Raw genomic sequence first — 18,680 nt, forward strand, 5'->3', positions numbered from 1 at the left:
CTTAAAAGGGTTGGGATCTCAACCTTTGGCGTAGAGGATGTAAGACAGTCTCAGACTGCAATCCTTGCTTGATGCCTGAATCCCATCGGCTTCTAGCCGTGGGAGTGGATCAATTAAGGTAATTCTTTTGAAGGGATAAAAGTAACACCAAATCTGAGCACAGGAAACATGCGTAACAGCGAGTGCGAGGTGGGAATCTTGTTCGCGATAATCCGCCGCGAACAAAACGCCTTTGTGTATCAGTGGTTGCTTCATCTTATGAGCTGGGTAATTGATTGAGCAGTTCTTCTGCTTGACGTGCCCACTGAGTATTGCCCTGACTACTGTAGAGATCTTTGGCATATTGCAAAACTTCTTGGGCATCACTCCAGCGATTCTGACGCACGAATACTAAGCCAGCTCCGTAGTAAGCATTGGCATAGTTAGAGTTACTTTGGGCTGCTTTTCGGAAGGCTTCGAGAGCGGCATCGAAGTTTCCCTCATTAAATAAAATTGAGCCAAGATTGTAGTGGGCTTCTGGATATTTAGAGTTGATTTTAATTGCTTGTTCAAATGACTTTTTTGCTTCATTTACTTTGCTTTGTTGCAAATAAATCAACCCTAAATGATATGCCGGTTCTGGCGCATTTGTGCTGAACTGCATCGCACTTTTGAAAGCTGTGATCGCTTTTTCTTGTTCTCCCAACTGCGAAAGAACCAAACCATAGTTGTAATGAGCAACACCGAGATTAGGTTCCAGTTCCAGTGCCCGTGATAGGTACTCTCGTGCCTGCGGTAAATTATTGCCTTCCAAAAGCGCTGCCCCCAAATTGGCATACGCCATCGCGAAGCTGGAATCTATCTGGGTGGCGCGGTAAAAGGCATCGGCTGAGGCTTGCAATTGCCCTGCTTGCCGTAGGGCTAAGCCAAGGTTGTAATGGGCTGGGGCGAGTTGTGGGTTCAGCTCAGCCGCCCGTTGAAAAGCTGCGATCGCATCTGGCAACTTACCCTGTTCAATTAGCGCCAGTCCCTGATTAAGCTGCTCAAGCGCAGCAGGTTGTGTCGGTTTTAATGCCGGGAGTGACTGTGCCAGGGGTTCGATAGCAACAGCACTAAGCGTCGCTCCATTAAACAACAGTAAACTCAACCCAATGGTGAAGATGGGGAGATGGCGGGATGGGGAGATGGCGGGATGGGACAAGCGGAAATTGAGTCGCTTTCTGTTGAAAAATGTTAAGCTTGTTTGGGGAAAATCTTGCTTTATTTTGAAACAAATTCGTTTCCAGTTGTTGCTTAAATTCATAAAAGTTAGAAGTCATTCATTCCAAGTAATCTAACTTAATTTTTGAAGAAGTTTCCCTTACAAGACATTGCAAGGATTGTTGTATTGAGGTGAGAACGCGCTAATCTCACAGGCAGATAGTTTTAATCCCATATAAATATTGGCATCGGCAACTCGTAGTCGGGCATTCAGTCGCTATGGCGTAAGCTTATGCCAAGCCACTCAACATTAGATTATTCTGGGGGCGAATCATGAACGAAAATGTCAGTTCTGCCACACGTAATGTAGCAATTGTTGGTCCGTATTTAAGTGGTAAAACAACCCTTTTAGAAAGTTTGCTGTCCGTCACAGGTGCGATTTCTCGGAAAGGCAGCATCAAGGACGGTAACACAGTAGGCGATGGTGCAGCAGAGGCACGCGATCGCTCGATGAGTGTAGAAGTCTCGGCGGCGAGTACAGAGTATCAAGGTATCTGCTTCAACTTTTTAGATTGTCCCGGTTCTGTAGAGTTTACCCAAGAAACCTACAACGCTTTGATTGGTGTCGATGCGGCTGTAGTCGTTTGTGAACCTGTAAGCGATCGCGTCCTCACACTTGCTCCTTTATTTAAATTCCTCGACGATTGGGAAATCCCGCACCTCGTCTTCATCAACAAAATGGATCGGCTCACTTGTGATGGTGATGCCTGTGGTAACCCTTACCGAGAAGTTCTGGATGCTCTAAAATCCGTCTCAACACGCCCCCTAGTGCCGCATCAGTACCCCATTGGTAAAGGAGAACACCTAATTGGTTTTATTGATTTAGTCAGTGAGCAAGCCTACCATTACCATCCTGGAGCCGCCGCTGACCCTGTGCCACTGCCAGAATCCTTGCAAGAGCAGGAAAAGGCGGCACGAGCCGAAATGCTAGAAGAGTTAGCCAATTTTGACGACCACCTGCTAGAAGAACTATTAGAGGAAATTGAACCACCAACAGAAGAAATCCTCCAAGACCTGAAGATGGAATTGGGGGCAGACTTAATTGTGCCTGTATTTATTGGTGCGGCGGAGCAAGATTATGGAGTAAGACCGTTAGTTGAAGCACTGTTACGGGAAGCGCCAACGCCAGAGACAACGGCTGAACGACGAGGATTGGCTGGAGACACTAAAACTGCTGTTGTCCAGGTGCTAAAAACCTACTACACACCTCAAGGTGGCAAACTCTCACTCGTGCGTGTGTGGCAAGGTCAGCTAACAGATGGCATTATCCTCAATGGTGTTCGTGTTGGTGGCTTGTACCGTATGCTTGGTCAGCAACAACAGTCAATCTCGGAAGCCTCTGCGGGTGAAATTGTTGCACTTGGACGCTTGGAAGATATTTCAACCAGTACAACCCTAACCACGAATGGAAATGCGATTACATTACCCAAAGCTAAATCACTTGTACCTGTCTATGCATTAGCGATCGCACCAGAGAAACGCAAAGATGAAGTGAAGCTTAGTGGGGCATTAACCAAGCTTCAGGAAGAAGACCCCTCTCTTGCCTGGGAACAACATGGCGACACCCACGAAATCATCCTCTGGGGACAGGGTGAAATTCATCTCCAGGTTGCACTAGACCGACTACGGCGCAAATATAACCTGCCGATGAGTACTCACCTACCGCGAGTACCCTACAAAGAAACGATCCGCAAAGCCACCTCTTCTCACGGACGCTACAAGCACCAAAGTGGTGGTCATGGACAGTTTGGTGATGTTCACCTCGACATCAAACCCCTGTCCCGTGGTGAGGGCTTTAACTTCTCGCAATCGATTGTGGGTGGTGTTGTTCCGAAGCAGTACATCCCTGGTGTCGAGATAGGCGTTCGGGAGTATTTAGTACATGGCCCCCTAGGTTTCCCAGTCGTTGATGTTGCTGTGACACTGACGAATGGCTCTTACCATAGCGTCGATAGTTCTGAACAAGCGTTTAAGCAGGCAGCACGGCTAGCGATGACGGAAGGGATGCCCAATTGTGAGCCAACCCTCCTAGAGCCGATTATGTCGATTCAGGTATGTGCGCCTAAGGAATATACCTCGAAAGTTCTGCAACTCGTCACCGGACGTCGTGGGCAAATTCTCGGCTATGAGGGTCGTTCTGATTGGCCAGGTTGGGACTGTGTGTCTGGGTATCTCCCACAGGCAGAGATGCATGACTTTATTGTGGAATTGCGATCGCTCACACTAGGGGTCGGGTTCTTTCACTGGCAATACGACCATCTCCAGGAAGTTCCAGGCAAGTTGGCGGAAAACGTGCTGGCAACTATGAGCAACGGTAACGGTTAATCTGCCTAATATCGGGCACCAGTAGAGTAGGGGCGCAAGGTTTGCGCCCCTACAGAGGTTACTGGACAAACTACCAGTTGTTCCTACGCTTAACCTGCTACGAATAAAGCTGCATAACGCTAGTGAGGGGGAGACGCGACTGTACTCCTAATGTGAGTGGAGAGGTATGCCCTCGACTAAGATGATCAGCCGCCGCACAGCCAATCATCGCCGCGTTGTCAGTACAGTATTTGAGGGGAGGGAAAAGTACCCGCAAGTTATGACTGGCGGCAGCCGCTTGTAAATGCTTTCTCAATCCGCTGTTGGCAGCAACACCACCGCCAACGGCAATCGTGTTCAGACCATAATCCGAAGCACACGCGATCGCACGTTTGGTAAGCGATCGCGCTACGGTTTCCTGGAAGCTAGCGGCAATGTCATTGACAGGTAACTCAGATGTATCCTGCTCTAGTTTCTGTACCAAGCGCAGTACTGCTGTCTTCAAGCCGCTAAAACTGGAGTCATAGGGGTGATAGCCGCCATCAGGACGGGAAATCTTGCCTTCTGGTAGGGGAAAGGCTGCGGGATTACCAACTTTGGCTAAGCGGTCAATCACTGGGCCACCGGGATAGCCTAGCTTCAACAATCGCGCTACCTTATCAAACGCTTCACCTGCCGCATCATCTCGGGTTTCTCCTAGCGTTTCGTAATGACCACAGTCTTTGACATAAATTAAGCTCGTGTGACCACCAGAAACCAGTAAACACAGGAAGGGTGGCTCTAACTCTGGTTCACTCAGATAGGTCGCGTAAATGTGACCTTCTAGATGATGGACACCGAGGAATGGCTTTTGGTGGACAACGGCAAGGGTTTTAGCGGCGGTTAAACCGACTAGCAAGGCACCGACTAATCCGGGCGCACAGGTTGCCGCGATTCCATCAATTGCATCCCAGCCGAGTTCAGCTTCAAGGAACGCTTGTGCGATCGCCTCATTAATCGCCTCGACGTGACTGCGTGAAGCCACTTCCGGTACCACTCCACCATACTGTTGATGAACCGAAATTTGAGAAGCAACGACACTACTACAACAGATACGATTTTTAACAATCGCTACTGCTGTTTCATCACAACTAGTTTCTATCGCTAACACGCAAGTCATTGGCGAATGACCTTGATAAAAAGGCTACTTTTATTTAATTAAACTTTACTAGGCTAACCCATCGGAGTAATATTGCTTGGATGTACAGAGAGTTCCATCTTTTTTTGTACATAGAACTTTTTGTTTTGTAACAAAAGGAAATATTTCATGCGTCGATTGTTAGCTTTGATTTTTGCCGTTAGTCTGTGGTTTACCTATACAACCGCAGCCTCAGCAAACACATCGGAACCGAAAGCGGGACTTGTGCCATGCAGTGAATCCCCAGCTTTTCAGCAACGGGCTAAGGATGCTAAAGATACTATTGGCGATCCCCGTTCAGGAGAAAACCGATTTGACTATTACAGCAAAAACTTCCTTTGCGGCCCCGATGGTTTACCCCGCATCATTGCGGATGGTAGCCTGAGCCATGCTGATGAATTTATCATCCCTGGCTTACTATTTCTTTACATCGCTGGTTGGATTGGTTGGGTTGGTCGTTCTTACCTGATATCGGTCAGAAAAGAACCTAATCCAGAAATGAAAGAAATCATCATTGATGTGCCCCGTGCCCTCAAATTCATGTTAACTGGCTTTACTTGGCCCTTAGCAGCACTCAAAGAATTCCTTTCTGGTGAACTAACCGCTAAGGAAGAGGAAATTCCAGTTTCACCTCGTTAATCTTGTTTAACTTACTTACTGAATTTTGGGAGAAGAGTTCATGGCAGCAAAACAAAATGATTTTCTTACCTGGCTTTCCCTGGCACCAGTCCAGCTTATCCTTCTACTCTCAGGTCATGCTGTGCTGTTAATTGCAATAAATATCCTTTACCCAGATCTACTTTCTTTGGGCTAAGGTTCTGACAGTAGTCGTTGAGAAAAGCCATCTTTCAAGGTTTTCTAATTAGAGTTGGTTGAAACCCGTGATTGTTGAAAAGCGATCGCGGGTTTCATGTATTACAAATGTCGGTCTAAGATAGCATAGTCATAAGGAGCTTAAGTTGCTTCTGTAGCTTGCTTTTTATTGGAACTATCCAGAAGTGAGAAAAAGATGACTGGAAAGAAGATTTTAATGCTTGTAGGTGACTTTGTTGAAGACTATGAGGTGATGGTACCTTTCCAAGCATTACAAATGGTAGGACATACCGTTCATGCAGTTTGCCCTGATAAAAAAGCGGGAGAAACAGTAAGAACAGCCGTTCATGACTTTGAAGGTGACCAAACCTACAGCGAAAAACCAGGCCACAACTTCAAATTAAACGCGACATTTGATGAAATAACCGCTGATTCCTACGATGCCTTGGTAATTCCTGGAGGTCGTGCGCCGGAATATATTCGCCTCAATGACAAGGTACTCGAAATTACCCGTCACTTTGCCGAGACAAAGAAGCCGATTGCATCCATTTGCCACGGATTGCAGGTTTTAGCGGCAGCGGGTGTACTCGAAGGCAAGAGTTGCACCGCTTACCCCGCTTGTGGCCCCGATGTCACCCGTGCGGGTGGACTCTATGTTCATATTCCACCGGATGAGGCGATGGTTGATGGCAACCTGGTAACCGCACCCGCATGGCTTGCACATCCTAACTGGTTAGCAGAATTCTTGAAGCTTTTGGGAACCAAAATTGAGCAACAAGAAATGGTTACTGCATAGTACCATCTTCCGGTTAGATGGGCGTTCTAGGAGGATTGTTGAACTCAATCTATAAACTTTCAACGGTTGTGGTGGGCATTGCCCACCCTACCCAGCTATATCGGCATTCAGCGTAAAGCGAACCAATCTCAAATGGTACAGACACCCCCTAAATCTTTGACTTTGGAAGAGTTTCTGAAGTTACCAGAAACCGAACCCGCCAACGAGTATGTTGATGGTCAAATTATACAAAAGCCAATGCCCCAGGGAGAGCATAGCACCATCCAAGGTGAACTGATTATTGCGATCAATGCTGTTGTTAAGCCCAAAAAAGTTGCAAGAGCATTTCCAGAACTCCGTTGTACGTTTGGTGGCAAGTCAATTGTGCCAGATGTAGCCATATTTACAGGGGAAAGGATTCCTCGTAAAGAAAATGGCGGTGTCGCCAATGTATTCCAATTAGCTCCTGATTGGATAATTGAAATCCTATCTCCAGACCAAAGTGCTACTAAAGTCACGAAAAAAATTCTGCACAGCCTCAAGTATGAGACACAAATGGGCTGGCTAATCGACCCGGACGACCAGACAATATTTGTTTACCGACCAAAGCAACAGCCAGAGGTGTTTGACGCAGTGGAAGAACAGCTTCCCGTGCCTTCCTTTGCTAGCGAACTCCGCTTAACAGTAGGCGAGTTGTTTGGTTGGCTATTGGAGTGATGATGATAGTTTAAAATTATCGCGTCTTTCACCAAACAGGATAAGGGTGCGATCGCTTACCTCTCCCGCAGAATATCGCCTTGAATCTGACGGTTGAGCAAGTGTTTGCCTGGTTGCGGGCATCCAGATGAATTGAACAGAAAGTGCGATCGCCTTTTAATTGAAGAGAATGATTGCTACAACACGCCGCACTAACGCCCCTTAAAAAAAGAAATGACCTCTGTTCGTAAACCAACAAAAGACGAGATTCGTGCTGCCGTTGGTGGGACTATTCCAGACATCATTGCGCCTGACTTGCACATCTTGTTTTGCGGCATCAATCCCAGTCTGTATAGTGCAGCCGTGGGACATCACTTTGCACGTCCAGGCAATCGCTTCTGGCCAACCTTACATGGGGCAGGCTTCAGTGAGCGATTGCTGACACCCTTTGAAGATCGCAACCTCCTGCAACGGGGATATGGTCTTACGAATATTGTGGAACGGGCAACAGCAAGAGCTGATGAATTAAACTCGGAAGAACTCGTTACAGGTCAACAACAGTTGGCAGCCAAAGTTCAGCACTATCGACCCCGGTTTCTTGCTGTACTGGGGATTGGGGCATATCGCACAGCATTCAACCAACCGAAGGCAGTGATGGGACGACAAGGCGATTCGCTGCATGGTGCAACCATTTGGGTACTGCCCAACCCCAGTGGGTTGAATGCCCACTATCAACTTGATGCTCTCAAACAGACCTATCGAGAACTCCTATTGGCGGTTGAACTATAAGATTGGTTCAAGTTACGTAGGGAGGAACACCACGATTATGATGAAGAGAGTAGCGATCGCAATCCTTATCAATGTCTTCAGGCTATTCTCCTCTCGATCTTTCATTCCAACGCCTTCGCGAGGTACGTGCTGCACTGCTCCGTCTTCATAAGGCACTCCTCGACTCAGAACGAGATGTCTACGAGCAGTTTTACGGACGTATTCGGTCAAACGGAGAGTTTTTTCAGCTTGTTCTCGAAGATGAATGGTTTAGCTGGCTGCGCCCATTCTCTCAATTTATCGTTGAGATTGATGAAGCCTTGAGTGCCAAGGAGCCGATAACATTGGACAGAGCCAACGAGTTGTTAGACGAAGTGCGCTCCTTGGTTTCTCCCACAGAAGAAGGGACGAATCGAGAGCAGCGTTACTATCAAGCTATTCAACGCGATCCAGGCATTGCGCTCATGCACGCAGAAGTGTCAAGGTGGCTAACGACTGACCGTTAACTGAGTGACTCGCCCAAAGAAGCAAAGGCAGCTTACTATTCATCTCAAAATCAGCAGGGGCGCACTGCTACGCCCCCACAATACCAATATGCTTGCCTTGGGATGCTCACATCATGCCCGAAACCACAGCATTTTAAGCTGAAGTAGCTGTGTCAGCATGATTTAGGGCTGAACGCGCATTCAACGACAGCATCACTCGTGAAACGCCAGTGAAGAGAACGCTGATACCAACTAAAGTACCAATCAGCCAAGGTGCATTAAACGGCCACTGAAACCAAATCATTGCACCCAGCACCAGGGTAATGATGCCGTTACCCAGTGCCCATGTCCAGTTTTGTTGTGGACGTAACCGGAAGGCAAGAATCAACTCAAACACACCTTCAGTTAGCAAAAAGCTACCGAGCAACAAAGTCAGCGTCAGGACACCCGTTAAGGGGTAAACAAACAACATCACACCCGTTGCAATGTACAGAACACTCAACGACAGCTTCCAGATGAAGCCTTGATCATTATTGCGAGTTTGAAACGCATAGATTAGCTTGCTAACTCCCGCAGAGACAAGGATAAAAGCAATCCAAGTCTCAGCAACGATTGTAGAGAAAGCAGGAGATACGATCGCAAGAATCCCCAAAACAATTAAAAGAGCGCCAATCCAGAGCGATCCTTTAATCTCCTTCTTGATGTCACTAGACTGAACATTAGTTGAAACGTCGCTTGTCATATAAATCTTTTCCTTGTATTTATCTAACCCTATACTCAGGATAAAAAAAATCTTAACAACTGTACACAATCCTAGGATAGACTTTGCCTCAATAGGCTTCTTCTCTCTATTGATTGAGTATTGATACAAAAGACATTAAACTTAGGGCAGATTCTCAGTGGCCTAATTTTGAATACTAAGCTCCCTGGAAATCAGTTCAGCACGACTAATCTCGTCTTCTGTGCATCTACTATTACCCAATAATTTGTCTGCAATCAATAGTTGAGTTGCTTTTTGTTTTGCCCTAATAGCTTGAGCTAAAATAGAGAGTGATCAAGAGAATAAAAAATATTTACAAATCCCATCAAAAGAAAGACTAATAACTTGTATTTTTAAGCTATTAAATTAAGTAGAATAGCTTTTACGTTATCTTTTAACAGTCTTGCCAATATAGCAAACTGAAGTGTCCTCATTAATTTGGATTTTAAATAATTCAGGTTTCTCACCCTGTCTTTGATTGCTTAAACCCTTCGCGACAATATTTTTAAGAGTTTCAAAGTTAGTACCATCCGTTATGTCAAACCCTTTGATTACAATATCTGAAAAGCCAATGCTTTCCATTAATTCGCTCAATTCATTGGGTTTGATAAACTTATTCCAGTCATGAAGACCTTGTGGGAGTTGCCTTAGAAGGTCTTCTAAAAGCCAAATCATTATTACCTTTGATTTAAAAGTTCTGTTAATTGTATCAAATAAAAAAATTCCATTTTTGTTCAAGACCCTATAAGCTTCTGAAAGGACTTTCTTCAAATCTCCAACATGCTCTAAAACATCAAAGCATAAAACAACATCAAAAGTATTATCGTAGTAAGGGAGGTCTTCAGCCGCTCCACACTGATAATCAATTTTCAAACCATTATTTCTAGCGTGTTCTCGTGCAGTTTCAATTGAATTCAAAGATAAATCAATGCCTGATACCTTAGCTCCTAACTTAGCTAGTACCTCACAGGCTAATCCCCCTCCGCACCCAATGTCTAAAGCCTTGATTCCTTTCCAATTCGGAATATAATTATTAAAAAATTCAAACCTTGTTTGATTAAAGTGGTCTGATAGATTTAGAGCTTCACCTTCCTTCCACCAGCTCTCAGCATTTAACTCATAGTATTCTAAATCATTCCTTTTCATCTTTTAGCCTGCGTGTAATTGTAGAGCTTAGCTGTTTTTTGTTTGCAGGATTTTTCCGCTCTTATTAAAGAGAATAAATTTTACAGCTTTACCCAACTTCTACCGAAAGCATAGATCTAGTGTTAAGTCAGTTTGTAATCAAAAACACTAATAATTTTCCAGCGCCCTCCTATCACCCAATCACTCTCTTGAAAATAGGTGGTAGGGGAGAAAATTTTTCATCATTTATTGTGAAGGCAATTCATGGGAAGTCTTGTACCTAGAGTGTCAATTTGCTCAACGTTAACCCCTTCCTTTAGGTAGAAGACCAGGCAAAATAGCTATGACTAAAGCCGAGATTGTTTCTAAAGCTGATGGAGTCAAAAGTTAATAAAACAGAATCATCTAAACCGATTGTTATCTCTGCTCAAAGAAATGCTTGAGTGCTTCTTCACTAGGGTTATCGCCAAAGGTTCTAACAATTTCTAAGGCTTGTTGATAACACTGCTCTCCTTGAGCCTCTAAATTGAGACGGTCATAAGCGGTTACTAGATGCTGGAGAAATCTTTCACTCTCCGCAATGTCATCTAGAAGCATCGTACTGCTGGTTGTGTAGTGGTGGGCTTGCAAAATTCCTAAAGCTTGGAAGTGATACCCCAATGATTGAGGAAAGTAGCCTAGCTTATAGTGAACTGCGCCAATGTAATCCAGGCATCTTGCTTTAGCGTTCGCTGACGTGCCAACTACCTTGCGAATCGCCAAGGCTTGCTGATACGACTGCAAAGCTTGCCGTTCCTGGTTCAGCCTGACATAGGCTGTGCCCATACTCTCAAGGGTGATTGCCTCGCCCTTGTAGTTGCTGACTTTTTGGCAAATTGCTAAGCCTTGCTCGAAGAAAGCCAGTGCTTGACGAGGGCGATTGAGTTGTAAATAAATTTCCCCAATCGTGTAAAGAGTAGCGCTTTCGTCGGTTGGTGAATTACCTAAGCTTTGAAACTTGCTCAGCGCTTGACGAGAGCAAAAGAGTGCTTGCTCTAATTGACCTAAACAGCTATAAACTGACCCAAGCTGATTAAAGGTTCTTGCAACACAATGCTCATCACGGGTTTCTTTATAAATCACTAACGCTTGTAAATAAACCTTTAGCGCTTTGCGTTCTTGACCAGTCTGACGATAAGCCGCCCCCAGACAATTGAGAATGACAGCAATGCTAGAGCGATTCTTGTTCGCTTGGGCAATCTGCAACGCTTGCTCTAGGCACTTAACACCCCAAGCATACTCTCCAAGATTGCAATGAACTAAGCCTATACCCCTGAGACTGTTGATTTGGTTCTCACGGTCGTTGTTCGCTTGAGCATTTGCTAGAGTTCGATGGAGTTCCTTCAAGGCGGACTGTAGCTGGCTTTGGCGATCGCGTTTGCCTTGATGCCGCCTGGTACAACAACAGCCACAAGACTGCACCGTGTTGCTTTCTTCTCCCTGCTCATGCAGCCGCTCTAATTCAGCTTTAGGATTAAGATAAGTTTGCATGGTGCGAGTTCTCCCTCTACAGACTTCAGAGATTCTGTGATCTAAATGGTTATACCTCTCAAGCCTTCAAGGGATATGCAGATGCAATGTGCTAAATCTGACCTGATGACTACTAGACTTTTTGCAAAAGTCAATTAAAGCGAGGTAGCTTTAGTCTTATCACTCCTTTTTTCTCTATTTACGCAAAAATACTAAGCTTGCTCGGCATGAAGCCTTGCCTCGGTTAGATACTGTTAACCAATAACCGTCAACCCTCAACAAGCATCGACTTGCCATCCGTTTTTTCTACCTTTTCAAGAAAGTCCAGCAGAATACGTTGGTGAGGATGTCCTAGAGGTCGCGCCTGACCTGCTTTTTCTGAATAACAACTTCCTGCCCTAATCTCATCAGGCGTTAGCAAACCCATATCCCAGCCTTCTCCTAGCACCAGTTGATTTAGCTCTACTGTTAGGGGAGCATGGAAAACATGACGAGTCACGTCTGAATCCAGATAACAATGAAACTTTGAAATCCAAGGAGGGCTGTAGCTAATTTCTTCTAGTAATTCTCGCCTGACGGCTTCTTCGGGTGTCTCACCGGGGTCGAGATGACCGCCAAAAAAGCCCCAACAACCGGGATAGATGATGCCAGGGATATTATCTCGTAGCTGCATCAAAAAGCGGTCTGGGGTGTGAATGATTGCGATCGCTACTTCAAGGGGTTTGCTGTTCATTACGCTCCTCTGGGAGTGGTGATGGCCTCAGTTGTCCAGCTCTTCGTTGTAGTTGTTGCTGCTCTTGGACAAAGACTTCGCCTAAATCTTGTCCACCGACAGGAATGCTTTGAAATTGCACCTGACCTTGGATCACAACTTCATCACCGATATTCGGGGGAGATTGATTGGTGAGTACCCAGATGGTGCCAGTATCATCCTCCAGCTTATAGGCAGTATTTTCCAATAATGGAGCGCGATTGGTGACTTGACCTTGGAGGTAAACTGTAGCAACAGCATTCTGATCTTTCGGGATTTCACCGATCTTTGTGATGTTCCCTCTGAAACCGCCCAGACTAATCCCACCCATACTCAGGGGAGCTGAGTTTCCACAGCTAATTAGCCCTCCGCCAAAGAAAACAAAGCACAACGGCAGAAGATAAAACACTATTGATTTTGACATTCCCCCCGTTGACAAGGAAGAGTGGGAGGGGTTACCTTTTGCCTCTCTATGTTGCATTGCTGTGACTACTCCCAACGCTAAACAGCTTACACGGTTATAGCGTGAGCTTTGAGAATTTGAATACCCAACGCTGCCACTTTCTGACGAACAACTCGTTTGTTAATCATTTTTAACCAATGAGCGAAATCTGAGAAACTGTTATGGTTTAATGTCTAGCTGCTGAACGTGAACGACACCAAGTACCTCAGAAAACGCTCCTTCAACTGCAATGGACTCATCACACTCCTACTTACTCGATGGTAAAGCCCTTGCTCAACGAATTCAGACACAATTACAAGAACAGATCAAACCTTTGCTCTCGGCAACGGGTCGCCCTCCTGGATTAGCCGTGCTGATGGTGGGTGATAACCCTGGCAGCCTCGCCTATGTGCGAGGGAAAGAACGTGCCTGCGCCAAGGTTGGGATCGCCTCTTTTGGTCGCCATTTTCCGGCTAATACGTCCCAGGTAGAACTAGAGCAAACGATTCAAGCTCTCAATCAAGATGAGCGCGTGGATGGGATTCTTGTTCAACTCCCGTTACCTGACCATTTAGATTCTGTTTCCCTACTGCACCAAATTCATCCAGATAAAGATGCTGATGGACTGCATCCCGTTAATCTAGGGCGCTTAGTCCGAGGGGAAACTGGATTACGCAGTTGCACGCCTGCTGGTGTAATGCGCCTGTTGCGAGAGTACCAAATTGATTTAAAAGGCAAACAGGTAGTTGTTGTCGGACGCAGCATCTTGGTGGGAAAGCCGTTGGCGCTGATGCTTCTGGAAGCCGATGCGACGGTAACAATCGCCCACTCGCGATCGCACAATCTCCCTGAGATTACCCGGAATGCTGACATCCTCATTGCTGCTGTCGGACGCCCTCGATTAATTACGGCTGATATGGTTAAGCCGAAAGCCGTAGTCATTGATGTTGGGATCAATCGCATCACTGATGAAGATGGGAAATCACGCCTGGTTGGGGATGTTGACTTTGACGCAGTTCGGGAAGTTGCCCAATTTATTACCCCTGTGCCTGGTGGTGTTGGAGCGATGACTGTTGCCATGCTGTTACAAAATACTGTGCTTAGCTATACGCGATCGCACTTTGTCGGCTAGCGCGAGAGTTAATCGCACGCATAAAGACCCCAAGCCCCGTAGAATTGTTAGGACAGTGACAAAACATCAAGGAACTAAGGCATGGTAGCGACGGATGGGCGACCTGCCCCCAAAGGGGAATCCCCTGCTTTTGACTTATCAACTTACCTAAAAGAGCGGTGTATCCAAGTCGAGGCAGCTCTCGACCTTTCGCTCCCGCTCACCTACCCTGAAAAGATTTACGAGGCAATGCGCTATTCCCTACTCGCTGGGGGTAAACGGTTGCGTCCGATTCTTTGCCTTGCGACATGTGAGTTAGTGGGTGGCACCGTTGAGATGGCGATGCCTACTGCCTGTGCGTTGGAAATGATCCATACCATGTCATTAATTCATGATGACCTCCCGGCAATGGATAATGACGATTATCGTCGGGGGAAACTCACCAATCACAAGGTTTATGGTGAAGACATTGCGATTCTGGCAGGAGATGGCTTGTTAGCTTATGCCTTTGAGTATATTGCTACTCAAACCCAGGATGTCACAGCAGGGCGAGTACTACAGGTAATTGCTCGGCTAGGTAGGGCGGTGAGCGCTTCAGGATTAGTGGGAGGCCAAGTGGTTGACCTGGAATCGGAAGGAAAGCCAGATATTCAGGAAGAAACCCTTACTTATATTCATACTCACAAAACTGGCGCGTTGCTAGAAGCCTGTGTAGTTTGTGGGGGAATTTTAGGTGGAGCAACAGACTCAGAGGTTGAACGACTCTCTCGCTATGCCCAAAATATTGGGTTAGCGTTTCAAATTGTTGATGACATCCTAGATATTACTGCCACCCAGGAAGAACTGGGGAAAACTGCAGGTAAAGACCTCCTGGCACAAAAGGCAACCTATCCAAGCCTCTGGGGACTAGAAGCCTCAAAAGCCAAAGCCAATGAGTTGGTAGAGGCAGCAAAAGCTGAGTTGGAACCTTTTAAAGAGAAGGCACAACCCCTTAATGCGATCGCTGATTTTATTACAACACGAACTCATTAGGAGATTGGGAATTGGGAATTGGGAATTGGGAATTGGGACAAGGACGATTCTTTACTATGCCCATTGTCCGTTGTCTCCCTAATCGCTAATCCCCAATCCCTAATTCTCACCTGCTTTAATTAACACTTATCGTTTCAATTTCAAGTAAAACCCTATGCAGGACTTTGGCGACATATTAGATAATCAGGTGCTGCTGGTTGCAATCATCGCTTGTCTGGTTGCTCAACTCTCCAAGCTTCTTGTCGAACTCACCAAAAACCGCAAATTTAATCTCCGTGTCCTTGTCACCACGGGTGGGATGCCCAGCGCCCACTCGGCACTAGTTTCTGCTTTGGCGGCTGGTGTGGGGCAAACGGTAGGATGGGCTAGTCCTGAATTTGCGATCGCGGTACTTTTTGCCGTAATTGTTATGTATGATGCCGCTGGTGTTCGTCAGGCAGCGGGTAAACAAGCTCGCATCCTTAACCAAATCATTGATGAACTGTTCACCGAAGGCAAACAATTTAACGAAGACCGTTTGAAGGAATTACTAGGACATACACCCTTTCAAGTCATTGTCGGCTTGGCACTGGGCATTACCATTTCCTGTTTAGCCTCTCCGGCTTATCAGTTTTGAAAACTTCCCAATTGGGATTAACGAGTGGAGGGGTACTGCGAAAGGTTAAGGGAGAAAGGGGAAGGGTGAAAGGTAATCGCCCTTAACCTTTCCCTTTGTCCTGTGAGCTAAAACGATAGACTCATTTTGCAATTTCAAGCCTCTGAGAGCTTTAAATGCCACGACTCAACTTGCTGAACGTACTAAGCTAATGGGCATTCAAGTTGCGGCTTATCCTGGGCAGACTGGATTCGAGTTGAAGAAAGTCTTGCGTGAGTTACCATCAGTCACTACGGCATCAGCTAGGGAAATCGCCGCAGGTGTCGGTGTCTGAGGCTTGCTAGAGTCTTCTAAAATTTCTATGACTAATGTTTTTTGCTTGGGAGTAAGCCTATCGAGCCAGCGTTTGACCCAGTCTTCTTGCATGATGTTGTTGGAAGCGGTGAGCATGTTTGCTTTCCGTTGATTGTTCAGTTACCCTCAGTTTATAAAAAAAATATTAAGCTGGCTGTGAGTAAAGGCACATCTAATGTGAATATTTCAAAAAGTTTAGAAGACTTAGCATTTATCCGCTAAACTGTCTACACAATGCAACGACTGGAGTTGAGTCTTCCGGTATTTTTGCCAGTTTTAAAAATTGACAACTGGGCTAAGTAAGGTGACTCGGCGACTATCAACAACCATACTCCAGAAACCGCGATCGCTTAGTTCACGCAAGGTCGAGTTTGCCTCTCTCTGATTCCTGGTATACACAGCTAATAAGTAAGGGCGTTGACCATAGGAAACCAAGCCTACATCGCTGCCAATTAGCTGCCGTACCTCCGAGGCGACTTCCGGCTGATTGAAGTAATCAACCAACACAGCATATCCCTCACCTAGAGGCTGAGGATTGTAAGCACGGGAACTCGTCGTTGACGTTGCCGCAGTCGGTCGAACTACATACGCGGATAATCCGACGACCTCATTAACATAGCGTGCCCAAGTGTTTGCATCCTCAAGCTGCCGGAACCCTCCAATGCGTGTCACCGTATCGTCTAAATATTGACAAAAGGTAGACTGAGTGTTTGGCGGCAAGGTTTGTTGAATGACTTGATGCCTCTCTGATGTCTGGCTAAGTACTAATAAAAGATACTCATCTGACTGGGGCGGCTGGCAAGGAGAAACAGGTTGTTGCGCCATTGCCGAGTTTGCACCACTCATTAAACTGCTAAGTGCTAAGTAGGTAGACGCAATTAAGTGTAAGATGCTGACCTCTCCCCTAACCCCTCTCCTGCAAGGAGAGGGGAACCGAAGTTCTCCTACGCTGCTAGGGAAGGGGGCTGGAGGGTTAGGTTTTTTGTTGTGCTTAATTATGTCCACCTACTTAGCAAGACCTAACTGAATAAGAATAAGGCTATATAGCAAAAGGCAAAAGGCAGAAGGTTTATTACTAGTACGTGGTCGTTTGAACCGTTAAATCTGTCCTAACCTTTATGACGACAGCTATCTCTTTCACGACGCTTAACTCGTTATGTCCTCTACACGCCTCGTCTTAGCTGGTCAAGATACGGAGGCAAAAGAACCAAGGGGGTCAGGTATCGTATCAGATGGGGCTTGAAATTCGCCAGTTTTGACAAATTCTAAGCGCAGCTTTAACCAGGTGATGAACTGAGGATTGGTAGAAATTATCGCGGCTGCGGGTTGGGGGCATTCTTGCTTGGCTTGTGTCATCTGGGGTGCCTCCAGGAAAGCAGGTTGTTTGACTAGCCAAAAGTCAATTTCTTTTTCCTGTTCGTGATAGTGCCTTGTGCGTTCTTTAAGCACTTCATCAATGGGTTCTTCTTCCGTCAGGAAGTGTTGACTTGCTAAAACGTAGTAGTAGGTTTGCATTGGCAAAAGTTGTTGGTTGTTGGTTGTTGGTTGTCATTCAGGTACATCTAAAAGTTGTGAAACAGCGTTGGAGTCAGGAAAGCAAAAAAGCTGATGGCTGATAGCTGAAAGCTTTCTGCTATAACTTTCCCCACATCGCTTGTTTCATTTCTCGGACAGCCCGTTCTAGACCAACAAGTACGGATCTAGAAATAATGCTATGACCAATGTTGAGTTCTTCCATGCCTTCGAGGCAAGCGACAGGATAGACGTTCCAGTAAGTAAGACCATGACCCGCATTGACTCGTATGCCCGATGCGATCGCGTATTCACATCCTTTTGCGAGTATTGCTAGTTCCTTTTCTCGACTTGCCTCATCCGTTGCCTCAGCATAGGAACCTGTATGCAGTTCAATGAATTTGGCGTTCATTTGAGCGGCTGCATCAATTTGTGCTAGGTCAGCATCAATAAACAAGCTAACGGGAATATCGGCTTCTTGCAATTTAGTAACCATCTCACTTAGCCGCTGACTTTGACTCGCAACATCTAGTCCTCCTTCCGTTGTTACCTCCTCCCGTTTTTCAGGAACAAGGGTAACGTAGTCGGGTTTAATGTCAAGCGCGATCGCTACCATTTCATCAGTGGGTGCCATCTCCAAATTCAAGTGAGTTCGCACCGTCTGTCGCAATAAGCGAACATCCCGGTCTTGGATGTGGCGCCGATCTTCCCGCAGATGTACGGTAATACCATCGGCACCAGCTAGTTCTGCCAACACAGCCGCCGCAACTGGATCGGGTTCCACTGTACGCCTTGCTTGCCGAATCGTGGCGATGTGGTCAATATTGACACCAAGTGTCAGCACTTACGTTCTTCCCCTAAACTCTTCTGGAGTCTACAGCCCTCTATCTTACCTGAAACACGACCGTTGCCGAGGTTTGTTGTGACTTGCTAACTTCAAACTAAACAAGAGCGATCGCAACCTACCTAGTTCACGGGGTCTGTCCGCTTGGATATCTCCGTTCCTACGAGAAACCGCGTATTTCATCCCACGCTCACCAAGAGAGGGTTGAGACGTGCGGCTTCTGCTGATTCAGCTAAATCTGATAAATTAAACAAGAATAAAGCTTTCTGTCTGAAAAGCGAAAGCTTTCAGTTTCTAAGTATATTTTCTCGTGATTAGTATCACTACTACACTGAAACACTAGCCCACAATTCAGTAGACTGTAGCATTAACCGAAAATTCAATGATG

Annotated in this window: 22 protein-coding genes; 10 read left to right on the forward strand and 12 right to left on the reverse strand. The window is 46.1% G+C overall.

Annotated elements, in window-relative coordinates; translation table 11 throughout:
* Positions 1-18: 18 nt before the first annotated feature.
* Positions 19-255, reverse strand: coding sequence for a hypothetical protein (locus tag H6F98_RS22700; RefSeq protein ID WP_192220992.1), 237 nt, complete (start codon positions 253-255; stop codon positions 19-21).
* Position 256: 1 nt separating this feature from the next.
* Positions 257-1,282, reverse strand: a complete 1,026-nt coding sequence (locus H6F98_RS22705; protein ID WP_192220993.1) for a lipopolysaccharide assembly protein LapB — start codon at positions 1,280-1,282, stop codon at positions 257-259.
* A 230-nt stretch (positions 1,283-1,512) separates the two neighbouring features.
* On the opposite strand from H6F98_RS22705, the gene H6F98_RS22710 reads away from it, so the two are divergent.
* Positions 1,513-3,564, forward strand: coding sequence for an elongation factor G (locus tag H6F98_RS22710; protein ID WP_192220994.1), 2,052 nt, complete (start codon positions 1,513-1,515; stop codon positions 3,562-3,564).
* A gap of 97 nt (positions 3,565-3,661) precedes the next feature.
* On the opposite strand, the gene tsaD is transcribed toward H6F98_RS22710, so the two are convergent.
* Entirely contained in the window at positions 3,662-4,702 is a 1,041-nt protein-coding gene (gene tsaD, locus H6F98_RS22715) for a tRNA (adenosine(37)-N6)-threonylcarbamoyltransferase complex transferase subunit TsaD (protein WP_192220995.1), read from the reverse strand.
* Positions 4,703-4,849: 147 nt separating this feature from the next.
* On the opposite strand from tsaD, the gene H6F98_RS22720 reads away from it, so the two are divergent.
* The 6 genes from H6F98_RS22720 (at position 4,850) to H6F98_RS22745 (ending at position 8,278) form a co-directional block, all read left to right on the forward strand.
* Entirely contained in the window at positions 4,850-5,359 is a 510-nt protein-coding gene (locus H6F98_RS22720) for a Photosystem I reaction center subunit III (RefSeq protein ID WP_192220996.1), read from the forward strand.
* Positions 5,360-5,399: 40 nt separating this feature from the next.
* Complete coding sequence (locus H6F98_RS22725) at positions 5,400-5,534, forward strand: Photosystem I reaction center subunit IX (protein ID WP_192220997.1); 135 nt, start codon at positions 5,400-5,402, stop codon at positions 5,532-5,534.
* Between the two features lie 195 nt (positions 5,535-5,729).
* Positions 5,730-6,329, forward strand: coding sequence for a DJ-1/PfpI family protein (locus H6F98_RS22730; protein ID WP_192220998.1), 600 nt, complete (start codon positions 5,730-5,732; stop codon positions 6,327-6,329).
* A 132-nt stretch (positions 6,330-6,461) separates the two neighbouring features.
* Entirely contained in the window at positions 6,462-7,025 is a 564-nt protein-coding gene (locus H6F98_RS22735) for a Uma2 family endonuclease (protein WP_192221038.1), read from the forward strand.
* Between the two features lie 213 nt (positions 7,026-7,238).
* Positions 7,239-7,793, forward strand: coding sequence for a G/U mismatch-specific DNA glycosylase (gene mug / locus H6F98_RS22740; RefSeq protein ID WP_192220999.1), 555 nt, complete (start codon positions 7,239-7,241; stop codon positions 7,791-7,793).
* Positions 7,794-7,864: 71 nt separating this feature from the next.
* The gene (locus H6F98_RS22745) at positions 7,865-8,278 is read left to right on the forward strand and encodes a hypothetical protein (protein ID WP_192221000.1); all 414 of its coding nucleotides are present in this window, start codon (positions 7,865-7,867) and stop codon (positions 8,276-8,278) included.
* Positions 8,279-8,411: 133 nt separating this feature from the next.
* Here H6F98_RS22745 and H6F98_RS22750 read toward each other — a convergent pair whose 3' ends face one another.
* The 5 genes from H6F98_RS22750 to H6F98_RS22770 all read right to left on the reverse strand — a co-directional run bounded on the left by H6F98_RS22750 (position 8,412) and on the right by H6F98_RS22770 (position 12,826).
* Positions 8,412-8,999 (reverse strand): HdeD family acid-resistance protein, encoded by a 588-nt coding sequence (locus H6F98_RS22750; protein ID WP_192221001.1) that lies wholly within the window; start codon positions 8,997-8,999, stop codon positions 8,412-8,414.
* 405 nt (positions 9,000-9,404) lie between these two features.
* Positions 9,405-10,163: a bifunctional 2-polyprenyl-6-hydroxyphenol methylase/3-demethylubiquinol 3-O-methyltransferase UbiG gene (gene ubiG, locus H6F98_RS22755; protein WP_192221002.1), complete on the reverse strand. Its 759-nt coding sequence runs from the start codon at positions 10,161-10,163 to the stop codon at positions 9,405-9,407.
* 396 nt (positions 10,164-10,559) lie between these two features.
* Entirely contained in the window at positions 10,560-11,672 is a 1,113-nt protein-coding gene (locus H6F98_RS22760) for a tetratricopeptide repeat protein (protein ID WP_192221003.1), read from the reverse strand.
* Positions 11,673-11,919: 247 nt separating this feature from the next.
* Positions 11,920-12,384, reverse strand: a complete 465-nt coding sequence (locus H6F98_RS22765; RefSeq protein ID WP_192221004.1) for an NUDIX hydrolase — start codon at positions 12,382-12,384, stop codon at positions 11,920-11,922.
* Positions 12,365-12,826, reverse strand: coding sequence for a hypothetical protein (locus H6F98_RS22770; protein ID WP_192221005.1), 462 nt, complete (start codon positions 12,824-12,826; stop codon positions 12,365-12,367). The genes H6F98_RS22765 and H6F98_RS22770 overlap by 20 nt, the downstream gene beginning before the upstream one ends.
* Positions 12,827-13,094: 268 nt before the next feature.
* Between H6F98_RS22770 and folD the strand changes: the two genes are divergently transcribed.
* The 3 genes from folD (at position 13,095) to H6F98_RS22785 (ending at position 15,603) form a co-directional block, all read left to right on the forward strand.
* Complete coding sequence (folD, locus tag H6F98_RS22775; RefSeq protein WP_192221006.1) at positions 13,095-13,976, forward strand: bifunctional methylenetetrahydrofolate dehydrogenase/methenyltetrahydrofolate cyclohydrolase FolD; 882 nt, start codon at positions 13,095-13,097, stop codon at positions 13,974-13,976.
* Between the two features lie 81 nt (positions 13,977-14,057).
* Positions 14,058-14,987: a geranylgeranyl diphosphate synthase CrtE gene (gene crtE / locus H6F98_RS22780; protein WP_192221007.1), complete on the forward strand. Its 930-nt coding sequence runs from the start codon at positions 14,058-14,060 to the stop codon at positions 14,985-14,987.
* A 154-nt stretch (positions 14,988-15,141) separates the two neighbouring features.
* Positions 15,142-15,603, forward strand: a complete 462-nt coding sequence (locus H6F98_RS22785; protein ID WP_192221008.1) for a divergent PAP2 family protein — start codon at positions 15,142-15,144, stop codon at positions 15,601-15,603.
* Positions 15,604-15,813: 210 nt separating this feature from the next.
* Here H6F98_RS22785 and H6F98_RS22790 read toward each other — a convergent pair whose 3' ends face one another.
* The 4 genes from H6F98_RS22790 to H6F98_RS22805 all read right to left on the reverse strand — a co-directional run bounded on the left by H6F98_RS22790 (position 15,814) and on the right by H6F98_RS22805 (position 18,292).
* Complete coding sequence (locus H6F98_RS22790) at positions 15,814-16,032, reverse strand: hypothetical protein (protein WP_192221009.1); 219 nt, start codon at positions 16,030-16,032, stop codon at positions 15,814-15,816.
* Between the two features lie 180 nt (positions 16,033-16,212).
* Positions 16,213-16,782 carry a hypothetical protein gene (locus H6F98_RS22795; RefSeq protein WP_199348829.1) on the reverse strand — a complete coding sequence of 190 codons (570 nt, stop codon included), beginning with the start codon at positions 16,780-16,782 and terminating at the stop codon, positions 16,213-16,215.
* A gap of 339 nt (positions 16,783-17,121) precedes the next feature.
* The gene (locus H6F98_RS22800) at positions 17,122-17,451 is read right to left on the reverse strand and encodes an MgPME-cyclase complex family protein (protein ID WP_192221010.1); all 330 of its coding nucleotides are present in this window, start codon (positions 17,449-17,451) and stop codon (positions 17,122-17,124) included.
* Positions 17,452-17,569: 118 nt separating this feature from the next.
* Positions 17,570-18,292, reverse strand: a complete 723-nt coding sequence (locus tag H6F98_RS22805; RefSeq protein ID WP_192221011.1) for a pyridoxine 5'-phosphate synthase — start codon at positions 18,290-18,292, stop codon at positions 17,570-17,572.
* Between the last annotated feature and the right edge of the window lie 388 nt (positions 18,293-18,680).

The organism is Microcoleus sp. FACHB-SPT15 (assembly GCF_014849525.1).
Taxonomy (GTDB): Bacteria; Cyanobacteriota; Cyanobacteriia; order Cyanobacteriales; family Coleofasciculaceae; genus Symplocastrum; species Symplocastrum torsivum.

What these genes read in the sequence shown, in the direction of transcription:
- H6F98_RS22700 (WP_192220992.1), bottom strand. Translation starts at nt 255, where the DNA reads ATGAAGCAACCACTGATACACAAAGGCGTTTTGTTCGCGGCGGATTAT.
- H6F98_RS22705 (WP_192220993.1), bottom strand. Translation starts at nt 1,282, where the DNA reads ATGAATTTAAGCAACAACTGGAAACGAATTTGTTTCAAAATAAAGCAA.
- H6F98_RS22710 (WP_192220994.1), top strand. Translation starts at nt 1,513, where the DNA reads ATGAACGAAAATGTCAGTTCTGCCACACGTAATGTAGCAATTGTTGGT.
- tsaD (WP_192220995.1), bottom strand. Translation starts at nt 4,702, where the DNA reads ATGACTTGCGTGTTAGCGATAGAAACTAGTTGTGATGAAACAGCAGTA.
- H6F98_RS22720 (WP_192220996.1), top strand. Translation starts at nt 4,850, where the DNA reads ATGCGTCGATTGTTAGCTTTGATTTTTGCCGTTAGTCTGTGGTTTACC.
- H6F98_RS22725 (WP_192220997.1), top strand. Translation starts at nt 5,400, where the DNA reads ATGGCAGCAAAACAAAATGATTTTCTTACCTGGCTTTCCCTGGCACCA.
- H6F98_RS22730 (WP_192220998.1), top strand. Translation starts at nt 5,730, where the DNA reads ATGACTGGAAAGAAGATTTTAATGCTTGTAGGTGACTTTGTTGAAGAC.
- H6F98_RS22735 (WP_192221038.1), top strand. Translation starts at nt 6,462, where the DNA reads ATGGTACAGACACCCCCTAAATCTTTGACTTTGGAAGAGTTTCTGAAG.
- mug (WP_192220999.1), top strand. Translation starts at nt 7,239, where the DNA reads ATGACCTCTGTTCGTAAACCAACAAAAGACGAGATTCGTGCTGCCGTT.
- H6F98_RS22745 (WP_192221000.1), top strand. Translation starts at nt 7,865, where the DNA reads ATGTCTTCAGGCTATTCTCCTCTCGATCTTTCATTCCAACGCCTTCGC.
- H6F98_RS22750 (WP_192221001.1), bottom strand. Translation starts at nt 8,999, where the DNA reads ATGACAAGCGACGTTTCAACTAATGTTCAGTCTAGTGACATCAAGAAG.
- ubiG (WP_192221002.1), bottom strand. Translation starts at nt 10,163, where the DNA reads ATGAAAAGGAATGATTTAGAATACTATGAGTTAAATGCTGAGAGCTGG.
- H6F98_RS22760 (WP_192221003.1), bottom strand. Translation starts at nt 11,672, where the DNA reads ATGCAAACTTATCTTAATCCTAAAGCTGAATTAGAGCGGCTGCATGAG.
- H6F98_RS22765 (WP_192221004.1), bottom strand. Translation starts at nt 12,384, where the DNA reads ATGAACAGCAAACCCCTTGAAGTAGCGATCGCAATCATTCACACCCCA.
- H6F98_RS22770 (WP_192221005.1), bottom strand. Translation starts at nt 12,826, where the DNA reads ATGTCAAAATCAATAGTGTTTTATCTTCTGCCGTTGTGCTTTGTTTTC.
- folD (WP_192221006.1), top strand. Translation starts at nt 13,095, where the DNA reads ATGGACTCATCACACTCCTACTTACTCGATGGTAAAGCCCTTGCTCAA.
- crtE (WP_192221007.1), top strand. Translation starts at nt 14,058, where the DNA reads ATGGTAGCGACGGATGGGCGACCTGCCCCCAAAGGGGAATCCCCTGCT.
- H6F98_RS22785 (WP_192221008.1), top strand. Translation starts at nt 15,142, where the DNA reads ATGCAGGACTTTGGCGACATATTAGATAATCAGGTGCTGCTGGTTGCA.
- H6F98_RS22790 (WP_192221009.1), bottom strand. Translation starts at nt 16,032, where the DNA reads ATGCTCACCGCTTCCAACAACATCATGCAAGAAGACTGGGTCAAACGC.
- H6F98_RS22795 (WP_199348829.1), bottom strand. Translation starts at nt 16,782, where the DNA reads ATGAGTGGTGCAAACTCGGCAATGGCGCAACAACCTGTTTCTCCTTGC.
- H6F98_RS22800 (WP_192221010.1), bottom strand. Translation starts at nt 17,451, where the DNA reads ATGCAAACCTACTACTACGTTTTAGCAAGTCAACACTTCCTGACGGAA.